This is a genomic window from Nonomuraea sp. B208 (assembly GCF_057536035.1).
Genome location: NZ_BAAJOU010000028.1, coordinates 158,366 through 179,600, shown reverse-complemented (window position 1 = coordinate 179,600; position 21,235 = coordinate 158,366). Strand labels below are relative to the sequence as shown.

The window sequence follows — 21,235 nt, the reverse complement described above, 5'->3', positions numbered from 1 at the left end:
CGATGGCGGCTCGTCCTGAGACGGCCAGGAAGATCCTGATCTACTGGATGGACGGCGTCGTGGCGCTGATCGCCGTCATCACCGTGGCGTTCACCGTCGGCCGGAGCATGGCGGGCGCGATCTCGCCCCTCCACGCCGCGGCCACCGTCGTCTGTCAGCTCGGGTTGTGCGCGCTGTTCCCCGTCCTCCTCAGGGAGGCCTTCGACCACCGGCCGCGCCCCACCTGGAAGCTGGCGCTCGCGGGGGTGTTCGCGCTGACCGCGACGCTGCTACGCCCGCCCGCTTACGACAACTCCTCGCCGTGGATCGAGGTGGGCACATTATGGCTCGCCGCGGCCGCGCTCTACCTGTCGCCCCGGGCGATCGCCTGCCTGTCGGCGGCGGTTGCCGGGCTGCTCACCGTCCACGGCGCGCTCGTGCACGGGCAGAGCTGGCCCGGCGTGCTGATCAGCCTGACGATCAACTTCGCCTTCATGATCCCGGCCATGCTCCTGTGGCGCTGGCTCTGGTGGATCATCAGGGACGCCTCCAACGCCCGCGAGGCGCGGGCCCGGCTGGCGGTCGCCGAGGAACGGCTGCGCTTCGCCCGCGACCTGCACGACCTGCTCGGCCACAGCCTGGCGGTGATCACCCTCAAGAGCGAGCTGGCCGCCAAGCTCGCCACCAAGGACGCCGGGCGGGCGCTGACGGAGATGACCGAGGTCCGTGAGCTGGCCGGCGACTCGCTGGCCGAGGTCCAGCAGGCCGTGCACGGCTACCAGCACCTCGACCTCGACCAGGAGGTGGCCGGGGTGCGGGCGGCGCTGGAGGCGTCCGGCACGCGCTGCGTCGTCCACGTACGTGCCGACGGGCTCGGACCGGCCGCGCGGGCGCTGCTCGCGTGGGTGGTGCGCGAGGGCGGCACCAACGTGCTCAAGCACAGCAGGGCCACACGCTGCGCCATCACGATCGACGGCGGTCTGCTGGAGATGCGCAACGACGGGGTGGCGCGGGGCGCGGCGCCGCCGCCGGGCAGCGGCCTGCGCGGGCTGGCCGAGCGGCTGGTCGCCGCGGGCGGCACCCTGTCGGCCGCGCCCACGGCGACGGGCGAGTTCCTGCTGCGCGCGACCGTGCCGGTCGTGGGCGAGCTGCCGGCCCGGGAGACGGTGCCGGCATGACACCGACTTCAAAGGCCGGCCCGGCAGACCCGAAGCCCGGCCCCACAGACCCGAAGCCCAGCCTGACAGGCCCGAAGCCCGCCCCCACAGACCCGAAGCCCAGCCTGACAGGCCCGAAGCCCGCCCCCACAGACCCGAAGTCCGGCCCGGCAGATCCGCAGCCCGGCCCGGTGATCCCGGAGGCGGGTGCGGCCGCAGGGGACGGGCGGCGGGTGGGGCCGTTGCGGCGGGTGCGCGGCGCGACCAAGCTCGACAAGGTCCGCTGGGTGATCGTCTACTCCACCGACATCGTGACGCTGCTCGGCCTGATCGGCCTCTACCCGCTCTACGTCCAGTGGCAGATGGGCCTGCCCGCCGCCGTGGCGGGCGGCGCCGCCGTCCTGCTGGTGATCTTCACCGCGCTGTGCACGCGGCCGTTCCGGGTGGCGGTGCGCGGCGGGCCTCGGCCCACGAAGCTGCTGGCCGTGACCGGGGCGCTCGCGCTGCTGCTGGCCGTCGTGGCCGTGGTGTGGGCGCTCCCGCCCTGGCTGGGAGCGCTGACGCCGTTCGTCCGCAGGCGCACGATCGCCGTCGTCTCGACCGGCTCGATCGTGATCCTCGCCCTGATCGGGGTGCTGACCGGGGCGAGGTTCGCGGACATGCTGGCGCTGGTGCTGGTGATGACGTTCCTGACGGCGCTCGCGGTCGTCGCGACGTGGGCGAACCTGCGGCTGTGGCGGCTGGCCCACGAGGCGCACGAGGGCGAGGAGGCGCTGGCCAGGCTCGCGGTCTCGGAGGAGCGGCTGCGCTTCGCCCGTGACCTCAACGACCTGCTCGGCCAGAGCCTCACCGACGTGGCCGCCCGCGCCGGGCACGCCGAGGAGCGGCTGCGCGTCGATCCGGAGGCGGCCGCGGCCGAGATGTTCGAGGTGCGCGACCTGGCCCGGCGCTCGCTGCGCGAGGTGCGCGCGGTCGTCCAGAACTACCGCGCCGTCGACCTCGACGAGGTCCTCGCCAGCGTACGGGCGGTGCTGGAGGCCGCGGGCGTGCGCTGCGCCGTACGCGCCGACACGGCGACGCTGTCCCCCGAGAGCCGCACGCTGCTGGCCACGGTCGTCCGCGAGGGCACCACCAACGTGCTCAAGCACAGCCGGGCCGAGCGCTGCGAGATCAGGATCGAGGACGGCGTGCTGGAGATGTCCAACGACGGGGTGAGCGGCCCGGTGGGCCCGCACGCGCCCAACGGCCTGGCCGGACTGGCCGAACGGGTGCGCGCGGCGGGCGGCAGCCTGGAGGCGGCGCCCACGCCCGAGGGCCGTTACCTGCTGCGGGCGGCGGTGCCCGCGTGAGACGGGGGGAGAGACCATGACCATCCGCGTGCTGCTCGCCGACGACGAGCACCTCGTCCGCGGCGCCATCGCGGCCCTGCTGGACCTGGAGGAGGGCATCCAGGTGGTCGCCCAGGTCGGCCGGGGTGACGAGGTCGTCGCCGCCGTGTCCGAGCACCGGCCCGACGTGGCCGTGCTGGACATCGAGATGCCCGGCATGGACGGCCTGAGCGCGGCCGAGCAGATCAGCGCCCATTGCAAGATCGTCATACTGACCAGCCTGGGCCGGCCCGGCTACCTGCGCCGGGCCATGGCCGCGGGCGTGGGCGGCTTCCTCGGCAAGGACGCCTCCGCCGAGGAGCTCGCCATGGCGATCCGCAAGGTCCAGGGCGGCGGGCGCTACCTCGACGCCGAGCTGGCCGCGGCGGCCATGGCGGCCGGCGACAGCCCGCTGACCGACCGCGAGCGCGACGCGCTGCGGCTGGCCGGCGACGGCGCGACGATCTCCAGGATCGCGGGCGAGCTGCACCTGACCGAGGGCACCGTGCGCAACTACCTGTCGAGCGCGATGACCAAGCTCAACGCCCAGAACCGGCTGGAGGCCATCCGTACGGCCCAGCGCATGGGCTGGCTCTGACCCCGGCCCGCCAGGAGCGGGGGTCAGTGCTGGGAGAGCAGGTGAGCCAGCTCCTGCTCGACCTCCTGGTTGGCCACGAAGAGCAGCTCGTCGCCCGCCTCCAGCGGGTCGTCCGCCGACGGCACCAGCACCCGCCCCTCGCGCAGGATCGCGACCAGCGCGGAGTCGTTCGGCCACGGCACCGCGCCGGCCCGCTGGCCGACGACGGGGGCGTCCTCGGCCAGGGTGAGCTCGACGAGGTTGGCCTGGCCCTGGCGGAACGTCATGAGCCGCACCAGGTCGCCGACGCTCACGGCCTCCTCCACCAGGGCGCTCAGCAGGCGCGGGGTGGAGACGGCGACGTCCACGCCCCACGACTCGTTGAACAGCCACTCGTTGTTGGGGTGGTTGATGCGGGCCACCACGCGCGGCACGCCGTACTCGGTCTTGGCCAGCAGCGACACCACGAGGTTGACCTTGTCGTCGCCGGAGGAGGCGACCACGACGTTGCAGTTGTTGAGCCCCGCCTCGTCGAGTGAGGCGATCTCGCAGGCGTCGGCGAGCAGCCATTCGGCCCGCGGCACGCTGTCGATCTTGATGGCGCGGGGGTCGACGTCGATGAGCAGGACCTCGTGGCCGTTCTCCAGCAGCTCCGCGGCAATGGAACGCCCGACCGCGCCCGCTCCGGCGATGGCGACGCGCATCAGTCATCCTCTTCCGGCGCCCCGGCGAGCGCCTTGTTGATCCGGTCCATGTCGTTCTCGGCGGCGATGACGTGCAGCACGTCGCCCTCCTGCACCACCAGGTCCTTGGTGACGGTGAGGGCCTCGCCCATGCGGTTGACGAACGCGGCGCGGGCGCCGACGCGCCTCTCCACGTCGATGACGCGGGTGCCGATCCAGGAGGGGTTGACCGCCACCTCGGCGAGCACGACGGTGCCCGTGGGGTCGCGCCACAGCGGCTCGGCGCCCTCCGGCAGGATGCGGCGCATGATCTGGTCGGCGGTCCAGCGGACGGTGGCCACCGTGGGGATGCCCAGGCGCTGGTAGACCTCGGCCCGGCGGGGATCGTAGATGCGCGCCACGACGTTGTCGACGCCGAACGTCTCGCGGGCCACCCGGGCGGAGATGATGTTGGAGTTGTCGCCGCTGGAGACGGCCACGAACGCCGCCGCCGACTCGACGCCGGCGTCGGTGAGCACGTCGCGATCGAAACCGACCCCGGTCACCCGGCGGCCCCGGAACCCGGCCCGCAGCCGCCGGAACGCCTGCGGGTCGCGGTCGATGATGGCGACGGAGTGGCCGTTGTCCTCGAGGATGTGCGCGAGGGTCGATCCCACACGGCCACACCCCATGATCACAATATGCATGTTCCCCCGCATGTTCGCGGCCGGCGGTTGCTCAGCCTCCAGTATGGCGCTAGGGGGGAGTGCCTCGTTTAAGCCGTACGTCTGGGGCTAGCATCTCGTTACGTGGCGAAGGTAACGGATCTTGTCAAACGCTTGCTCGTGGGGCGCGCCCTGCGCAGCGGGCAGCTCCACGAGCAATTGCTCCCCAAACGCGTTGCTCTGCCGGTCTTCGCCAGTGACGCGCTCTCCTCCGTGGCCTACGCGCCGCAGGAGATCCTGGTCATCCTGTCGCTGGCCGGCGTCTCCTTCTACGCCTACAGCCCGTGGATCGCCGCCGCCGTCGTCGTGGTGATGCTCACAGTGGTCGCCTCCTACCGGCAGAACGTGCACGCCTATCCCAGCGGGGGCGGCGACTACGAGGTGGCGACCACCAACCTCGGCAAGAACGCCGGTCTCACGGTGGCCAGCGCGCTGCTGGTCGACTACGTGCTGACCGTCGCGGTCTCCGTCGCCAACGGCGTCGACTACGTGGGCGCCACCATCCCGATCGTGGGCCAGCACAAGCCGGCCGTCGCCATCGCCATCGTCGTCCTGCTCACCGTGATCAACCTGCGCGGCATCCGCGAGTCCGGGGTCGCCTTCGCCATCCCCACGTACGCGTTCATGATCGGCGTGCTGGGGCTGATCATCGTGGGCGGGTTCCGGCTGCTGGTGCTCGGCGACGAGCTGCACGCCCCGAGCGCGGGCTTCACCGTACGCCCCGAGCAGACCAATCTGACGGCCTTCGCCGCGGCCTTCCTCGTCCTGCGGGCGTTCTCCACCGGCTGCGCGGCCCTCACCGGCGTCGAGGCCATCAGCAACGGCGTGCCCGCCTTCCGCAAGCCCAAGAGCAAGAACGCGGCCACGACGCTGCTCATGATGGGCCTCGTGGCCATCACGATGTTCGGCGGCATCATCGCGCTCGGCCTGGCCTCGGGCGTGAAGGTGGCCGAGCCGTCCGTGGTGGCCGAGGACCTGATCCGGCAGGACGGCACGCCGGTCGGCCCCGGCTACTACCAGCAGCCGATCATCTCGCAGGTGGCGGACGCGGTGTTCGGCGGCGGGTCGCTGATGTTCGTGCTGATCTCGGCGGTGACCGCGCTCATCCTGTTCCTGGCGGCCAACACGGCCTTCAACGGCTTCCCGGTGCTGGGCTCGATCCTGGCCCAGGACCGCTACCTGCCGCGCCAGCTCCACACCCGGGGCGACCGCCTGGCCTTCTCCAACGGCATCATCCTCCTCGCGGCGGGCGCGTGCCTGCTGCTGTGGGGGTTCAACGCCGACGTCAGCCGCCTGCTCAACCTCTACATCGTCGGCGTCTTCGTCTCGTTCACGCTCAGCCAGACCGGCATGGTCATCCACTGGACCCGCCTCCTGCGGACCGAGCGGGACCTCAGGCTCCGCCACCAGATGCACCGCTCCCGGGTGATCAACTTCTTCGGCGCGGTCATGACCGGGCTGGTGCTCATCGTCGTGCTGCTGACGAAGTTCATGGTCGGGGCGTGGATCGTGGTGATCGCGATGCCGATCCTGTTCCTCATGATGAAGGGCATCCGGCGCCACTACGACAACGTGGCGGCCGAGCTGGAGCTCGACGAGGACTACGAGCCGGCCATGCTGCCCGCCCGCAACCACGCGGTCGTGCTCGTCTCGAAGATCCACAAGCCGACGATGCGGGCGCTGGCCTACGCCCGCGCCACCCGGCCGTCCACGCTGGAGGCCGTCACCGTGGGCGTGGAGGGCGAGGAGGCCCGCCAGCTCCAGGAGGAGTGGGAGCGCCGGGGCATCCCGGTGCCGCTGAAGATGCTCGACTCGCCCTACCGGGAGATCACCCAGCCGGTCCTCGACTACGTCAAGTCGCTGCGGCGGCGCTCGCCGCGCGACGTCGTGACGGTGTTCATCCCCGAGTACGTCGTCGGCCACTGGTGGGAGCACCTGCTGCACAACCAGAGCGCGCTGCGGCTGAAGGCGCGGCTGCTGTTCAAGCCGGGCATCATGGTGACCAGCGTGCCCTGGCAGCTCCACTCCTCCGACCGGCTGACGGGCCGGCGGGAGCCGTTCGCGCCGGGCGCGGTGCGCCGCCCCGGGCAGGTCAAGGACGACGAGATCACGACGAGCTGAGCAGCGCCCGCAGCCGTACGTTGTCCGCCGCGTCCCAGCCGGGCGGCGCCGCCACGGCCGCCCAGGCGTCCACGACGTTGGCGTTGTAGCGGTGCCCGTGGCCGGGCGGCACCGACAGCGCCGAGGTCATGTCCACCAGCACCTGCCAGAACGTCACCAGCGGGAACCAGTTCATCTCCGGGTTCACGCCGGGCCCCCGCTCGCCCTCCAGCCAGGCGGGCCGGCGCAGGATCAGCGCGGGCGTCCACCAGACGACGGGGTCGGAGGCGTTCTGCAGGTAGACCACGCGCGGCCGGGCCCAGGGGCCGGGCGGGAGGTCGAGATCGCCGGGCGTCTGGGCGAAGCGGACGGTGCGGCCCCCCTCGTACACCGGCCGCCACACCGGGCTGCCCGGCTCCCTGCCGACCGTGACGCGGTGCCAGATGGGGTTGGCGTTGGGCGGGCCGACGAAGACCGCGCCGTCGGTGCGGGCCGCCAGGTCGTCGAGGTCGCGGAAGGCGTTCTCCAGCGCGTACGAGCCGAGGCTCTCCCCCGCCAGCACCAGCTTCGGCCGGTCGTCCGCGGGCAGCTCGGCCCAGCGGGCCCGCACCGCCTCGAACAGCGCCCGCCCCGCCCTGGCCGCCCGCCCCCTGTCCACCATGAACGACACCCAGCTCGGCAGGTACGAGTACTGCACGGCGACCGTGGCCGAGCGGCCGTCGTACATGTGCTCCAGGGCGGCGGGGATGCTGGGGTCCACCCATCCGGTGCCGGTGGTGCCGAGCACGGCGAGCACCGGCCGCCGGAAGGCCCCGGTGCGTTCCAGCTCGCGCACGGCGAGGGCCGCTTGGGCCTCCGGGGTGGGTGCGGCTTCGAGGCCGACGTACACGCGGATGGGCTCGGTGGCCGGATGGCCGGAGAAGGCGGTGAGGCGGGCGGGGCTGGGGGCGGTGGCGACGAAGGTGCGCCCCTCCTTGCCGAGCGTGTCCCACGGGACGAGCGAGCCGGGGCCGCCGGACACGAGGCTCGTCGCGGGCCGCCGTACGCCCGGATCGGTGCCCTGGTTGGCGACCGAGGACACGTCGCTCACCCGGGCCACGAACGCCGAGAACAGCACGTCGTCGGCGAACACCGCGACGAGGACGGCGACGAGCAGCACGCCGATCGCCTGCCCCACGTAGATCGGCACGAATCGGCCGAGCCAGCCGATGAGCTTGCGGCCGCCGAGGCGTACCAGCCGGGCGAGCAGCAGCCCCAGCGCGAACAGCACCACCGCCACGGCCAGGATGAGCGGCGGAAACCAGGTGATGCGGGTGTCCACGCCCATGAGCGCGCGCAGGTCGCGCTGCCAGTCGTAGCTGTACCAGAGCGCCACCACGCTCAGGGCCGCGCAGCCGCCGATCAGGGCCTGCCAGGCGAGGCGGCGCCCGCGCTCGGACGGGCGGTAGGCGATCAGCGCGCGGCCGAGCGCGCCGATCGTGGCGCCGACCGCGTAGCCGATCAGGGCGGTGACCGCGGCCATCACCCCTTGGTACATCCAGGTGCGCGGCAGGAGTGAAGGCGTCAGCGAGGCGCAGGCGAACAGGGTGCCCAGCAGGACTCCCCCGAAGCCAGGCCACCGCCTCACCACCCGCGCCGTGTCCACGACGACCAACAGTAGTGGATCAATTCCGAGGGTAGTGGGCCAGGTCAGGGCATAGGGTGTGGCATGTGGAACAGGCAACTCTGGAGCTGACGGTGGGTCCGGTCGCGCACGGCGGCTGGTGTGTGGCGCGGCACGAAGGACGGGTGGTGTTCGTCCGGCACGCGCTGCCGGGCGAGCGGGTGGTCGCCGAGGTCACCGAGGAGAGCGCCAAGTTCCTGCGCGCCGACGCGGTGAAGATCCTGGAGCCCTCGCCCGACCGCGTGGTCCCGCCCTGCCCGTACGCGGGGCCGGGCCGCTGCGGCGGCTGCGACTGGCAGCACGCCACCCTGGACGCCCAGCGGCGGCTCAAGGCGCAGGTGGTGGCCGAGCAGCTCCAGCGGCTGGCGGGCATCGAGCGTGAGGTCGTGGTCGAGGAGGTGCCGGGCGCCGAGGACGGCCTCGGCTGGCGCACCCGCGTGCAGTTCGCCGCGCTGCCCGGCGGCGAGCTGGGCTTCCGCCGGCACCGCTCGCACGACATCGAGCCGGTCGACGCCTGCCTGATCGCCCATCCCGAGGTGGAGGCGGTCGCCGCGGAGGCCCACACCTGGCCGGGGGCGGCCGGGGTCGAGGTGATCGCCTCGTCCGGCGGCGAGCGGGCCGTGGTCGTCAGGCCCCGGCCGCGGCGCAGCGTGACCGTGCCCGACCTCGACGCGCCCGCCTCGATCCTGCTCGACCAGGGCAAGGGCCGCACCGAGCCGCGGCGCGGCTCAGGGGTGCTGCACGAGCAGGTGGGCGAGCGCGGCTTCCGGGTGATGGGCAGCGGCTTCTGGCAGGTGCATCCGGGCGCGGCGGAGACCCTGCTGGACGCGGTGCTGGCGTACGCGGCGCCGGAGCCCGGCGAGTGGGCGCTCGACCTCTACTGCGGGGTGGGCCTGTTCGCGGCGGGCCTGGCCGAGGCGGTGGGGCCCGAGGGCGCCGTGTTCGGACTGGAGTCCGAGGCCGCGGCCGTCCGCGACGCCCGCGCCAACCTCCGCGACCTGCCGCAGGCCCGGGTGGAGCGCGGGCGGGTGGAGGAGGCCCTCGACCGCTTCCAGATCGAGCGCGCCGACCTCGTCGTGGTGGACCCGCCGCGGGCGGGGCTCGGCCGCGAGGTGGTGGAGCGCGTCGCCGCCCTGGAGGCCACGCGCATCGTCTATGTGTCCTGCGACCCGGCCACCTTCGCCCGCGACCTCAAGTGGCTGGCCGAGCGCGGCTACGTGCTGTCGGACCTGCGGGCGTTCGACGCCTTCCCGATGACCCACCACGTGGAGTGCGTGGGCCTGCTGCTGCCCGCCTGACCGCTGCCCGCCTGACCGCGCAGAGGGGTCAGGCGGCGGGTCAGGCCGCGGCCGGGGGCTTGATGGGGGTGCGGCCGCGGCCGAGCACCCAGAGCATCGCGGCCAGCGCCGCGACCTGCAGCGGCCACCCCATGATGATCTTGGCGAGGCCGAGCGCCGCCACCGCCTCGTCGCCGCCGCCGAACAGGTAGACCGGCCCCTGCACCGCCACCCGGACCGCGCACGGCAGCATGAGCAGCCAGGTGAGCCGGGTGCAGAGCCGGACGATGCCGGGGTCCCTGTGCCAGGCGGTGGGATCGCCGGTGACCGAGCCGATGAGGAAGCCCACCACCGGCCACCGGGCGACGATGGAGACGAGCATGCCCACCATGTAGCCGGCGTTCCACAGGATGCCGGGCAGGAAGTAGTCCTTCGCGTCGCCGGTGCGGCTGGCGAAGAACGCCCCGATCGCGATGCCGATCAGGCTGTTGATGACGAACTGCGGCGTGGACCGCTGCACGACCCTGGCCACCAGCAGCAGCACCGCCAGCGCGATGCTGACGATGAGCGACGTCTTCAGCTCCTCGGTGACGAGCCAGCACACCGTGAAGGCGATCGTCGGGACCGCCGCCTCGATGATGCCGCGCACGCCGCCGAACGCCTTGGCGAGCTGCGCTCGCACCGCCGCTTCCACCGTGTCGTGGGCGACCTCTTGCGCCTCAGCACTCACCTGATCAACTCCCTGGCCGGAGCTCGTATCGCGGATTGAACATCACCTTGCGGCCGTCCTGCATGCTGACCAGCCCCTCGGCCTTGACCGTGCGGCCCGGCTCGATGCCGGCGATCTTGCGGCGGCCGAGCCAGACCAGGTCGATCACGTCGGACCCGTCGTAGAGCTCGGCCTCCAGCGCGGGGGCGCCGCCCCTCGGACGCAACGTCACGGTACGTAGCGTACCGGCCACGCAGAAGCGCCTGCGCCCGCCGCACGACACGATCGGGGTCGCGCCGACCTCGTCGGCGTCCTCCCGTAGTTCTTGGGCCTCGATCTCCGACTGGGGAGATGCCAGCCGTGCGAAGAACCCACGCAATCCCCCGCGTTTCGCGGGCTCTGCCGTACTCATGATGACTCAGCCTACGTGATGTCAGCTCTCAGCGAATCTCACTGATCTCCGGCCCCCGCTTGAACGGGTTGAGCCCGGGGCGCTCGTCCGCCTGGTCGCCGCTCCCCTGCTCGTTGGGCCGGCGCAGCGGGATGGGCTCCTCGCGGGCCATCGGCTCGTCGCCGCGCACCACGACGACGTCCTTGACGAAGTCGACGAACGCGCCGGCGACGGCCTCGTCGTACGCGCCGGGCCCGGAGATCACCGCGAGCAGGAACCAGCGCGGCCCGTCGATGCCGAGGTAGCGGGCCGGGCGGCTGGCGCCGTCGACCCTGAGCTCGCCGGCCAGCTCGGTGCCGAACGGGCCCTCGCGCTCCTCCAGGTCCTTCGCCTGCGCGCGGATCTTGGTCTTGACCTCGTCCCACAGGCCGGAGCTGCGCGGCGCGGCCAGCGCCTGGAGCTGCAGCGTGTCCTCCCCGCTGATGACGACCACGCCGACATGCTGGTCGCCGACCGAGGCCAGGCGCACCTCGAAGTCGGGGTTGTGCGGCAGCCGGAGGCCGCCGAGGTCGATGCGTTCGCTGTCCGGGTGGGGCTCGTCGGCGTCCCACGGACCGGACTCGCGCGTGGGGGCGGCCTGCTCCTGCTCGGCCACCGCATCCGGCTGCTCACGACGACGACGTCGGAACACGTTCCTCACTCTCCCTGATAGTGCTGCTGAAAGGGGCCGTCAGCGCCCCGTCGAACCGAATCCGTTGGCGCCGCGCACCGAGCCGGGCAACCGCTCGACCTCGTAGAAGGCGGCGCGCTCGACCCGCTGGATCACCAGCTGGGCCACCCGGTCGCCGCGCCGGAGCCGGAACGGCTCCTTGGCGTCGGTGTTGATCAGCGTGACCCTGATCTCGCCGCGGTAGCCGGCGTCGACCGTGCCGGGCGCGTTGACCAGGGTGACGCCGTGCCGGGCCGCGAGGCCGGAGCGCGGGTGCACGAAGGCCGCGTAGCCGTCGGGCAGGGCGATCGCCACCCCCGTGCCGACCACGGCCCGCTCGCCCGGCGCCAGCTCGACGTCCTCGGCCGCGTAGAGGTCGGCCCCCGCGTCGCCCGGATGGGCGTAGGAGGGCGGCGGCAGCTCGGCGTCGAGCCGCTGGATCAGAACCTCCACCTTGCTCACGGATTCACCTCGAAGTCCTGGTGTTCGGCGGCGATGGCGGCCAGATCGCCGTGCGCGGCGAAGTGCTCCATGCTCACCTCGATGAACAGCGCCGCCGCCCGGACGGCGACCGGCCCGTCTGGGGCGCCGATGCGCCCCTCAGCCTCAAGGTACGCCTTCCGCCCCGCGATGCCGTTGCACCAGGCACGCAGGTGGAGTGTCGTGCCCACGGGAACGGGCTGAAGGTAGTCGGTCTCCAGCCGTCCCGTGACATACGGCTTGTGGAACAGGTAGACCGACATTCCGATGACCTCGTCCATGGCGGCGGCCAGCACGCCGCCGTGCGCCAGCCCGGGCGCGCCCTGGTGCGCCTCGCCCACCGTGAACTCGGCCTCGACGGTGGCGCCGTCGGGGGTCCTGGCCTTGAGGTGCAGGCCGGTGGGGTGCTCGGTGCCGCAGCCGAAGCAGCGGCCGTAGTGGGAGCCGAGGGCGGCGCCGGGCCGCGGGGCTCCAGGCGGCGCCGCGGGCGCCACGGCGCCGGGCGGCGGGGTGGTCAGGGAGGAACGGGTCACGGGTGACGAGGTTACTCGGTGTCGGCGCTCCGCTCGTCCGCCTCGGGAGCGGCGGCCCGGCCGGGGTCCGACTTGCCGTCCGGTTCGCCCTGTTCGTGCGCTGATGGGGGTGGCGGCAGGGCCGGCTGCTGGTGCCGCAGCTCGGGCAGCGCCCGGTAGATGACGGCCGCGACCGGCACCGCCACCGCGGCCCCCGCGATGCCCGCCAGGATGCCGCCGATGGCCAGCACCAGGATGATCGCCAGCGGGTGGAAGTTGAGCGCCCGGCCGACGATCAGCGGCTGCAGGACGTGGTTCTCCAGTTGCTGCTCGACGATGAGGATGCCGAGGAAGACCAGCGCGAGCACGAGGCCCTTGGCGCCGAGCGTGACCAGCGTGGCCACGGTGCCGGCGAAGAAGATGCCGACGATCGGGATGAAGCTGGCGAAGAAGATCAGCACCGCGAGCGGCGCCCAGAGCGGCACGCCCATGCCGGCCAGCACGATGCCCATGATCACGCCGTGCACAGCGGCCACGGCGACCGTGCCCTGCACGTAGTGGGAGAGCGTGGTCCACGCGGCCCGCCCGGCCCGGTCGACCCGGGGCGCGACGCCGCCGAAGCCCTTGAGCACCCACGACCAGATGCGGTCGCCGTCCTTCAGCAGGAAGAACGTCACGAACAGCAGCAGCACGATGGACGCCAGCACCTCGAAGGCCACCGCCCCCGCGCTCAGGACGGTCGTCGTGATCGCCTGCCGCTGGGTGTTGACCATGGTGGCGACCTCGTCGACGTAGGCGGTGATCTGCGCCTGCTGCAGATGCAGCGGGCCGGTGATCAGCCACTCCTGGACGTCTCTCGCGGTCGCCTGGACCTGCTGGACCAGGTTGGGGAACTCCTCGCTGGCCCGCGCGCCGACCAGCCAGCCGGTGCCGGCCAGCACGGCCAGCGCGACCAGCATGGTGACCCACGTGGCGTAGATCGGCCGCATGCCGGCCTGGCGCAGGCTGTTGGTGAGCGGATAGAGCAGCGCGGTCAGCAGCAGCGCGACGGCCACCGGCAGGGCCACGAACGTGAGCCTGGCGATGATCAACGCGAAGAAGTAGACGACCACGCCGACGAGGATCAGGCACACGCACCAGGCGGCCATCTTGGCCAGCGTGGGCGGCACGAGCTTGGTGGGGCGGTCGGGAAGCACGTGTTCAAGACTGTCACGTCCGGGCGGCGAGTGCGCGCCCCCTTCGCCTCCGGATCGGCTTCAGGGATCGGTCGCGGAGATCGGGCCTGGGCAACCGCCGGGGCGCGTGTCACCGTCATGGGCATGAAGGCCGTGGCGTGCTTCGCGCCGGTCGTGACGGACCGGCTCTACCGCTCGACGGACGGCACGTACAAGCCGATGCCCGCGGAGCGACCTGCCGACCTGGCGACGACCACCCTGCTGGCGCGGTGAACACGTCCCGCCGGTATCTGGTCACGAACACTAGGTGGACACCGAGCTCGTGAACGCAGTGCCTTCCCTGCGTATATCAGGGGTTTGGCCACGACACAAACGTTACGATCGCCGGTGTGGAGGGGGAGAAGCGGGTTCGGGCGCATGTTGCGCGGCTGGACCTGGACCGGGCGCAGAGCGCCGCCCTGGACCGTCAGGCGCACTGCGCGCGTGCCCTGTGGAACCTGCTGCATGAGTACACGACGTTCCGGCAGGGCCGCCTGGCGTCGCTGAAGGACTGCGACGAGGCGATCCGTACGGCACGCCGGGAGATCGCCTGGCTGAACGACCTGCCCGCTCAGGCCGCGCAGGCGGTGCTGAAGACCTACCGGCGGGCGTGGGCGAACTTCTTCAACCCCGGGCATCCTGCCAGGCGGCCCACGTTCAAGGGCCGCGTGCGGTCGCGGATGGCCGTCGATGTCCCCCAGGCCCGCGACCTGCGCATCACCCGGATCAACCGCAGGCAGGGCGCGGTGAACCTGCCCAAGATCGGCCGGGTCCGGTTCCGGTGGACCAAAGACCTGCCCGGCGTCACCAAGGGCTCACCCGCAGGGCGGATCACCGGGGCGCGGCTGGTCAAGGACGCCCTCGGCTGGCACATCGTCTTCCGCACCGAACTGCATGTCCCGGTCCCGGCCCCGCACCCAGGACCGCAGGTGGGAATGGACCGGGGCATCGCCGTCCCCCTCGCCCTGTCCACGGGGGAGCACCTTACGCACGGGCCATGGCTCACCGACGCAGAGCAGGCCCGGCTGCTGCGTCTGGAACGCGCGAGCGCCCGCCGGCGCGCCCACCGTACGAAGGGCGCCCCGGCCTCGAACCGGGAGCAGCGCACCTACGACCAGATCGCCAAGCTCCGCGCGAAAGCCAAGCGCCGGGCCCTCGACTGGCAGCACAAGACCACCACGACGCTGGCCGAGCGGTTCAACGTGATCGTGGTGGAAGACCTCCGTATCGTGAACATGATGGCCTCGGCGGCGGGGACCGTGGAGGAACCCGGCCGGGGCGTCGCCCGCAAGCGGGGCCTGAACCGGGCCATCGCCGGGGAGGCGTGGGGCCGCACGGTGGATCTGCTGACCTACAAGACCGCCGATCGGGGCGGCCTGGTGGCCAAGGTCCCGCCGCACGGCACCAGCCGCCAGTGCCACCGCTGCCACACCACCGTGCCGGGCTCGCGCGAGAGCCAGGCCCGGTTCGTGTGCAAGAACCCGGCGTGCGGATGGATCGGCAACGCCGACACCAACGCCGCCGCAAACCAGCTCCACCGGTACACCACTGCCGCCGGACGGGCGGTCACAGGGCGTGGAGACTCCGAGGTGTCGGGGTCGGTGAAGCGCCAAGCATCCTGTCCCACAGTCTCGCCCGCTCCCGCGCCGCGAGCTGCTGCGTAAGCAGCACAGGAATCCTCCACACTCGTGTGGAGGAGCACGTCAAAAGTGCCGTCTGCAGCCGGTCGCCGGTCGGTCGCCGGTCGGCCGGGCGATCGCCCGCGGGGTGTACGGCTCGTGGCGGCCCACGCCGCAGGAGCGGGCGCGGCTGGAGCAGATCTTCCCCACGGGGGTGTGCGACTACTGACCGGTCGTGGCAGGAGGCGGAAGCCTCCTGCCACGAGCGAAAGTCAGCCCAGGTGGACCTCGACGGCGAGCTCCTCACCGGAGCCGAGCACGAACTCCTCGACGTTGCCTGCTGCGCACAGGTCGTCCTGCGCCTGCCGCACCAGCTCCGCCTCGGGCCCGGTCACGGTGAGCCGCGCCACCTCGGCCCGCATCGACAGCTTGGCCTCGGACTTGGCCTTGCGCACCCGCCCGAGCACCTCGGAGGCCACGGCCAGCACCGCCGGGTTGCCGTCGCCCGGCTCAGGGACGGGCCACGGCGCGCGGTGCACCGAGCCCTCCCGCCACCACGACCAGACCTCCTCGGTCACGAACGGCAGGAACGGCGCGAACAGCCGCAGCAGCACGTCGAGCGCCTGCCGCAGCGCCGCGTGCGCCGAGGCCGCGCCCGGCCCGCCCTCCTCGTACGCGCGGGCCTTGACCAGCTCCAGGTAGTCGTCGCAGAACGCCCAGAAGAAGCGCTCCACGGTTTCCAGCGCCCGGCTGTGCTCGTAGGCGTCGAACGCCTCGGTGGCCTCGCGCACCACGCCCGCCAGCGCCGCCAGCATGGACCGGTCGAGCGGCTCGCTCACCTCGCCGCCGCCGTCACCATCACCGTCGCCGGCCAGGCCGAGCACGAACCGGGAGGCGTTGAGGATCTTGATGGCGAGCCGCCGGCCGATCTTGAGCTGCCCCGGCTCGAAGGCGAAGTCGACGCCGTAGCGCCCGCCGGCCGCCCAGTAGCGCACCGCGTCGGAGCCGTGCTGCTCCAGCAGGTCGAGCGGGGTGACCACGTTGCCCTTGGACTTCGACATCTTCTTGCGGTCGGGGTCGAGGATCCACCCCGAGATCGCGACGTCGCTCCACGGCAGCCGGTCGGACTCCAGGTGGGAGCGGGCCACCGTCGAGAACAGCCAGGTGCGGATGATCTCGTGCGACTGGGGCCGCAGGTCGGCCGGGTAGACCCGCCGGAACAGGTCGTCGTCGCGCTCCCAGCGCCCGGCGATCTGCGGCGTCAGCGACGAGGTCGCCCAGGTGTCCATGACGTCGGGGTCGGCCATGAACCCGCCGGGCACGCCGCGCTGCTCCTCCGTGTAGCCGGGCGGCACGTCGCTGGACGGATCGACCGGCAGGGTGTCCTCGGCGGGCAGGATGGGCGCGTCGTGGACCGGCTGCCCGGCCTCGTCGAGTGCGTACCAGACCGGGAAGGGCACGCCGAAGAAGCGCTGGCGGGAGATCAGCCAGTCGCCGGTGAGCCCTTCGACCCAGTTGTCGTAGCGCACCTTCATGTGCGGCGGGTGCCAGCGCAGCTCGCCGCCGCGCCGCAGCAGCCGCTCGCGCAGCTCCTCGTCGCGGCCGCCGTTGCGGATGTACCACTGGCGGGTGGTGACGATCTCCAGCGGCTTGTCGCCGCGCTCGTAGAACTTCACCGTGCGGCTGACCGGCCGTGGCTCGCCGTCGAGGTCGCCGGAGGCGCGCAGCAGCTCCACGATGCGCTCGCGGGCGCTGTGCACGGTCTTGCCGGCCAGCTCTTTGTACGGCTCCGCGTCCACGCCCTCGGGCGGCTCGGGCAGCAGCCGCCCGTCCCAGCCGATGATCGGCCGGGTGGGCAGGCGCAGCTCCCGCCACCAGGTGACGTCGGTGATGTCGCCGAAGGTGCAGATCATCGCGATGCCCGAGCCCTTGTCCGGCTCGGCCAGGTGGTGCGCGAGCACCGGCACCTCGACCCCGAACAGCGGCGTCAGCACGGTGGTGCCGACCAGCGCGCGGTAACGCTCGTCGTCGGGGTGCGCGACCAGCGCCACGCACGCCGGGATCAGCTCCGGCCTGGTCGTCTCGATCCAGACCGGCCCCTGCTCGCCGTAGAAGGAGACGCGGTGGAACGCGCCGGGGTGCTCGCGGTCCTCCAGCTCGGCCTGGGCCACGGCGGTGCGGAAGGTGACGTCCCAGAGCGTCGGCGCCTCGGCGAGGTAGGCCTCACCGCGCCGCAGGTTGCGCAGGAACGCCCGCTGCGAGACCGCCCGCGCCTCGTCGCTGATCGTCGTGTAGAGCAGCGACCAGTCGACCGACAGGCCGACCCGCCGCCACACCTCCTCGAACGCCCGCTCGTCGACGGCGGTCAGCTCGTGGCACAGCTCCACGAAGTTGCGCCGGGAGATCGGGATCTCACGTTTGCCCGGCTTCTCCGGTGGAACGAACTCCGGGTCGTAGGGCAGCGAAGGGTCGCAGCGCACGCCGTAGACGTGCTGCACCCGCCGCTCCGTGGGCAGGCCGTTGTCGTCCCAGCCGATCGGGTAGAAGACCTCTTTGCCGGTCATCCGCTGGTAGCGGGCCATGATGTCGGTGTGGGTGAAGGAGAAGACGTGACCGACGTGCAGGGAGCCGGACACGGTCGGCGGCGGCGTGTCGATGGAGTAGACCTGCTCGCGCGGCTTGGACCGGTCGAAGCGGTAGGTGCCGTCGGCCTCCCAGCGGGCTACCCATACCTGCTCCAGGCCGTCGAGAGAGGGTTTCTCGGGCATGGAGGCATGGCGTAGCCGCTGTTCAGTCATGCCACCTTATGGTACGGCTTCGCGGCCACCGCGAGCGGTACAGACTAGTGTTCGTTACATATGGGGAAGGAGATCGGCATGGCGGATGACAAGCCGGATGTTGCCTGGCGGATCATCGGCGGCCTGGTGGGGCTCGCCACGGGTTGGGCGGCCCGCAAGCTGCTCACCTTCGTGTGGGTGAAGGCGACCGGCAAGGAGCCGCCCGTCGACACCGATGCGCCGGAGGTCACTTTGGCCGAGGCGATCGGCTACGCGGTCCTCATGGGCGTCGGCATGTCCGTGGCGCAGATCGTGGTCAACCGGACCGCCAGGAAGCGCTATGACGCGTGGCGGGCTCTGAGGCAGGTGACTCCAGGGCAGTGAGGAACTCACTCGCCCAGCGGTCCACGTCGTAGGTGGCGACCCGGCGGCGCATCGTACGCATCCGCCGGGCCAGCTCGTGCGGCGTGGCCCGCATCGCGGCCAGCATCTGACGCTTGACGTCCTCCACGTCGTACGGATTGACCAGATAGGCCTGGCGCAGCTCGTCGGCGGCCCCGGCGAACTCGCTCAGCACGAGCGCCCCGTTGAGGTCGTGGTGGCAGGAGATGTACTCCTTGGCCACCAGGTTCATGCCGTCGCGCAGCGGGGTGACCACCATGACGTCGGCGGCCAGGTAGAGCGCGGCGAGCTCCTCCTGGTTGTACGACTGGTGGAAATACCACACCGGCTGGTAGCCGAGCGTGGCGTGCTCGCCGTTGATCCGCCCGACCTGCAGCTCGATGTCGTCGCGCAGCCGGCGGTATTCGTCCACCCGTTCGCGGCTCGGGGTGGCGATCTGCACGAACACCGCCTCGCCGGTGCGCAGCCGCCCGTCCTTCAGCAGCTCGCCGAAGCCCTCCAGGCGCTGGCCGATGCCCTTGGTGTAGTCGAGCCGGTCCACGCCGAGCAGCACGTGCTCGGGCTCGCCCAGCTCGGACCTGATCTCCTTGGCCCGGGCCACGATGTGCGGCTCGCGCACCAGCGAGTCGAGCTGCCCGAAGTCCACCGAGATGGGGAACGCCTGGGTGCGCACGACGCGGTCGTCGAGGAAGATCTCGTTCCCCTTGTACGGCAGCCCGAGCAGCCTGCGGCACAACCGCCGGAAGTTGGAGGCCCCGCCGGGGAGCTGGAAGCCGACCAGGTCGGCGCCGAGCAGCCCCTCCACGAGGTCCTTGCGCCACGGCAGCCGCCAGAACAGCTCGACCGGCGGGAACGGGATGTGCAGGAAGAACCCGATCCGCAGGTCGGGCCGGAGCTTGCGCAGCATGGAGGGCACGAGCTGGAGCTGGTAGTCCTGCACCCAGACGACCGCTCCCTCCTCGGCGATCTCGGCGGCGGCGACCGCGAACCGCTCGTTGACCGCCCGGTAGGCGTCCCACATCGAGCGGTGGTACACCGGCGGCGCGACGGCGTCGTGGTAGAGCGGCCACAGGGTGGCGTTGGAGAAGCCCTCGTAGTAGAGCTCCACCTCCTCCGCCGACAGGGCCACGGGGATCAGGTTCATGCCGTCCTGCTCGAACGGCTCCAGTTTCTCGTCCGGTGCCCCGTGCCACCCGGCCCAGGCTCCGTGACGGCGCTGCATCACCGGCGCGATCGCGGTGACGAGCCCGCCGGGGCTCCTGCGCCACGAGGCCGTTCCGTCGGGATCGATCGTCCTGTCCACCGGCAACCGGTTGGCGACGATCAGAAACGAACTCCGGCCAGTCACGCAGTCCCTCCTCTTGTGGGGTCAAGTTTCGGTAGAACCGCCGAGAGCGCGGCTCACGGCGACCGCCACCGACTCCGGACCCGCATGGGGGATGATCGCGGCGATGTGCGCATCGGGCCTGATGAGCCATGCCTCGTCCGGCCCGGCGCCGAGCCTCTCAGCGAGCGAGCCGGTTCCGTCCATCTCCGCGAGCCCGCGTACGGCGAGCGGCGCCGTAGTGACCTTGCCCAAGACCTGCACAAACAAACTCGAATCACACATTTCACCCAGGAGTACGAGGAAACCATCCCGGCAGCTTTCACGCAATCGCCCGCCCGGCAGAACGGCGTCCGGCAGGATCACGCCCGGCGCGGGCGGGCACGCCGCACCCCTCGGCGGGCGGCCGGCGAACGCGCGGGACGGCTCCGGCGTGGTGAGGGGCGAGTCGACGTACCAGAAGGGCTCGGCGAAGCGGCCGGAGTCCACCTGGTCCACCGGCCCGCCCTCCAGCACCGCCCGCCTGCGCACCCGCTCCTCGACGCTCCTCGGCGCGAGGAAGCGCATGGTGGCGCCGGTCACCTCCAGGTTCTCGCGCGCCGCCGCGTGCCGCTCGGCGTGGTACGACTCCAGCAGCTCCGGCCCGGCCCACCCGTTGAGCGCGAACGCCAGCTTCCAGGCCGCGTTCTCGGCGTCCGGGACGCCGGAGTTGAGGCCGCGCGCCCCGAACGGGGCCAGCAGGTGCGCACAGTCGCCCGCCAGCAGCACCCGTCCGGCGCGCATGCGGTCGGCCAGCCGGTGGTGGAAGCGGTAGGTGCTGTGCCACAGCAGCTCGTACGGCCGCTCGCCGACGATCCACCGGATCTTCCGCGCGATGTCCTCCCGCGTCGGGACGTGGTCGGGCGCGATCTGCCAGTCGATCCTGAACGTCCCGCCGGGACACGGATGGATGAGCACCTGCCGGCCGGGGTTCCAGACGGGGTCGAAGTAGAAGCGCCGCTCGTCCTCCCAGCCCGGCAGGTCGGTCCTGACGTCGCAGATCAGGAACTGGTCGCCGAACGTCTCGCCGCCGAAGCGCACGCCGAGCGCCCGCCGCAGGAGTTCGGCCCGCGCCCCTGCGCACAGCAGCGCGTACGGCGCCCGCAGCCGCCGCTGCCCGCAGTGCACGGTGACGCCGCAGGAGTCCTGGGTGAGCCCGGTGACCTCGTGGTTCCAGCGCACCTCGACGAGCGGCTGCGCGGCGGCGGCCTCGTCCAGGATCTGCTCGGTGCGGGCCTGCGAGAGGTTCACGAACGGCGGCAGCGGCCCGTCCCGGTCGAACGAGCACGACAGCAGCTCGCGGTCGCGGTAGTAGGTGCGGGCCGTCGTCCAGGTCACGCCCTCCTCGGCGATCCGCCCCGCGCCGGCGGCGGCCCAGATGTCGAGCACGTCGCGCTGCTGGCAGATCGAGCGCGACCCGGCCGCCTCCCGCCCCGGCCGCCGGTCCAGCACCAGCGCGCTGATGCCCCACCGGGCCAGCAGCAGCGCCGCCGTCAGCCCCACGGGCCCGGCCCCGACCACGATGACCTGCGCGTCGTCGCTCATGACCGGA

At 72.2% G+C, this 21,235-nt stretch carries 20 protein-coding genes; 8 read left to right on the top strand and 12 right to left on the bottom strand.

The features are described 5' to 3' along the window. Nucleotides 1-2: 2 nt before the first annotated feature. From AC27IY_RS37115 to AC27IY_RS37105, 3 genes are all read left to right on the top strand, one after another. Nucleotides 3-1,157, top strand: coding sequence for a sensor histidine kinase (locus tag AC27IY_RS37115; protein ID WP_423476716.1), 1,155 nt, complete (start codon nucleotides 3-5; stop codon nucleotides 1,155-1,157). Nucleotides 1,158-1,327: 170 nt separating this feature from the next. Next, a complete protein-coding gene (locus AC27IY_RS37110) occupies nucleotides 1,328-2,485 on the top strand; it encodes a sensor histidine kinase (RefSeq protein WP_487180892.1) in 1,158 nt (385 codons plus the stop codon). Between the two features lie 16 nt (nucleotides 2,486-2,501). Beyond that, on the top strand, nucleotides 2,502-3,101 hold the full coding sequence (locus tag AC27IY_RS37105) for a response regulator transcription factor (protein WP_423450843.1): 600 nt from the start codon (nucleotides 2,502-2,504) through the stop codon (nucleotides 3,099-3,101). Between the two features lie 23 nt (nucleotides 3,102-3,124). On the opposite strand, the gene AC27IY_RS37100 is transcribed toward AC27IY_RS37105, so the two are convergent. Both AC27IY_RS37100 and AC27IY_RS37095 read right to left on the bottom strand, forming a co-directional pair. Beyond that, nucleotides 3,125-3,784 (bottom strand): potassium channel family protein, encoded by a 660-nt coding sequence (locus AC27IY_RS37100; RefSeq protein ID WP_344212363.1) that lies wholly within the window; start codon nucleotides 3,782-3,784, stop codon nucleotides 3,125-3,127. Beyond that, on the bottom strand, nucleotides 3,784-4,449 hold the full coding sequence (locus tag AC27IY_RS37095) for a potassium channel family protein (protein ID WP_423450844.1): 666 nt from the start codon (nucleotides 4,447-4,449) through the stop codon (nucleotides 3,784-3,786). The genes AC27IY_RS37100 and AC27IY_RS37095 overlap by 1 nt, the downstream gene beginning before the upstream one ends. A gap of 102 nt (nucleotides 4,450-4,551) precedes the next feature. Between AC27IY_RS37095 and AC27IY_RS37090 the strand changes: the two genes are divergently transcribed. Beyond that, a complete protein-coding gene (locus tag AC27IY_RS37090) occupies nucleotides 4,552-6,588 on the top strand; it encodes an APC family permease (protein ID WP_423450845.1) in 2,037 nt (678 codons plus the stop codon). Here the strand turns inward: AC27IY_RS37090 and AC27IY_RS37085 are convergent. Then, nucleotides 6,575-8,212, bottom strand: coding sequence for an alpha/beta hydrolase (locus AC27IY_RS37085; RefSeq protein ID WP_487180891.1), 1,638 nt, complete (start codon nucleotides 8,210-8,212; stop codon nucleotides 6,575-6,577). The two genes, AC27IY_RS37090 and AC27IY_RS37085, sit on opposite strands and share 14 nt — an antisense overlap. Before the next feature lie 65 nt (nucleotides 8,213-8,277). Between AC27IY_RS37085 and AC27IY_RS37080 the strand changes: the two genes are divergently transcribed. Then, nucleotides 8,278-9,528, top strand: coding sequence for a class I SAM-dependent RNA methyltransferase (locus AC27IY_RS37080; protein WP_364444248.1), 1,251 nt, complete (start codon nucleotides 8,278-8,280; stop codon nucleotides 9,526-9,528). Nucleotides 9,529-9,568: 40 nt separating this feature from the next. On the opposite strand, the gene AC27IY_RS37075 is transcribed toward AC27IY_RS37080, so the two are convergent. The 6 genes from AC27IY_RS37075 to AC27IY_RS37050 are packed head-to-tail and all read right to left on the bottom strand — an operon-like array spanning nucleotide 9,569 to nucleotide 13,504. Next, on the bottom strand, nucleotides 9,569-10,237 hold the full coding sequence (locus AC27IY_RS37075) for a DUF3159 domain-containing protein (RefSeq protein WP_487180890.1): 669 nt from the start codon (nucleotides 10,235-10,237) through the stop codon (nucleotides 9,569-9,571). A gap of 4 nt (nucleotides 10,238-10,241) precedes the next feature. Continuing rightward, nucleotides 10,242-10,628: an OB-fold nucleic acid binding domain-containing protein gene (locus AC27IY_RS37070; protein WP_026214276.1), complete on the bottom strand. Its 387-nt coding sequence runs from the start codon at nucleotides 10,626-10,628 to the stop codon at nucleotides 10,242-10,244. A gap of 28 nt (nucleotides 10,629-10,656) precedes the next feature. Next, nucleotides 10,657-11,298 carry a DUF3710 domain-containing protein gene (locus tag AC27IY_RS37065; protein ID WP_344212375.1) on the bottom strand — a complete coding sequence of 214 codons (642 nt, stop codon included), beginning with the start codon at nucleotides 11,296-11,298 and terminating at the stop codon, nucleotides 10,657-10,659. A gap of 39 nt (nucleotides 11,299-11,337) precedes the next feature. Beyond that, the gene (gene dut, locus AC27IY_RS37060) at nucleotides 11,338-11,778 is read right to left on the bottom strand and encodes a dUTP diphosphatase (RefSeq protein ID WP_344212377.1); all 441 of its coding nucleotides are present in this window, start codon (nucleotides 11,776-11,778) and stop codon (nucleotides 11,338-11,340) included. Further along, on the bottom strand, nucleotides 11,775-12,329 hold the full coding sequence (locus tag AC27IY_RS37055; protein WP_364444240.1) for a PaaI family thioesterase: 555 nt from the start codon (nucleotides 12,327-12,329) through the stop codon (nucleotides 11,775-11,777). The genes dut and AC27IY_RS37055 overlap by 4 nt, the downstream gene beginning before the upstream one ends. 11 nt (nucleotides 12,330-12,340) lie before the next feature. Then, complete coding sequence (locus AC27IY_RS37050) at nucleotides 12,341-13,504, bottom strand: AI-2E family transporter (protein WP_423450848.1); 1,164 nt, start codon at nucleotides 13,502-13,504, stop codon at nucleotides 12,341-12,343. A gap of 123 nt (nucleotides 13,505-13,627) precedes the next feature. On the opposite strand from AC27IY_RS37050, the gene AC27IY_RS37045 reads away from it, so the two are divergent. Continuing rightward, nucleotides 13,628-13,756: a hypothetical protein gene (locus tag AC27IY_RS37045; RefSeq protein WP_487180888.1), complete on the top strand. Its 129-nt coding sequence runs from the start codon at nucleotides 13,628-13,630 to the stop codon at nucleotides 13,754-13,756. A 116-nt stretch (nucleotides 13,757-13,872) separates the two neighbouring features. Continuing rightward, complete coding sequence (locus AC27IY_RS37040; protein ID WP_487180886.1) at nucleotides 13,873-15,186, top strand: RNA-guided endonuclease InsQ/TnpB family protein; 1,314 nt, start codon at nucleotides 13,873-13,875, stop codon at nucleotides 15,184-15,186. 227 nt (nucleotides 15,187-15,413) lie between these two features. Here AC27IY_RS37040 and valS read toward each other — a convergent pair whose 3' ends face one another. Continuing rightward, nucleotides 15,414-17,939, bottom strand: a complete 2,526-nt coding sequence (gene valS / locus AC27IY_RS37035) for a valine--tRNA ligase (RefSeq protein WP_487180884.1) — start codon at nucleotides 17,937-17,939, stop codon at nucleotides 15,414-15,416. Between the two features lie 78 nt (nucleotides 17,940-18,017). Between valS and AC27IY_RS37030 the strand changes: the two genes are divergently transcribed. Next, nucleotides 18,018-18,302 (top strand): DUF4235 domain-containing protein, encoded by a 285-nt coding sequence (locus tag AC27IY_RS37030; protein WP_344212386.1) that lies wholly within the window; start codon nucleotides 18,018-18,020, stop codon nucleotides 18,300-18,302. Here the strand turns inward: AC27IY_RS37030 and AC27IY_RS37025 are convergent. Together AC27IY_RS37025 and AC27IY_RS37020 are read right to left on the bottom strand one after the other, a co-directional pair. Continuing rightward, a complete protein-coding gene (locus tag AC27IY_RS37025; RefSeq protein WP_344212388.1) occupies nucleotides 18,235-19,668 on the bottom strand; it encodes an alpha,alpha-trehalose-phosphate synthase (UDP-forming) in 1,434 nt (477 codons plus the stop codon). The two genes, AC27IY_RS37030 and AC27IY_RS37025, sit on opposite strands and share 68 nt — an antisense overlap. 21 nt (nucleotides 19,669-19,689) lie before the next feature. Continuing rightward, nucleotides 19,690-21,228, bottom strand: a complete 1,539-nt coding sequence (locus tag AC27IY_RS37020; protein WP_487180883.1) for an FAD-dependent monooxygenase — start codon at nucleotides 21,226-21,228, stop codon at nucleotides 19,690-19,692. Nucleotides 21,229-21,235: the final 7 nt, after the last annotated feature.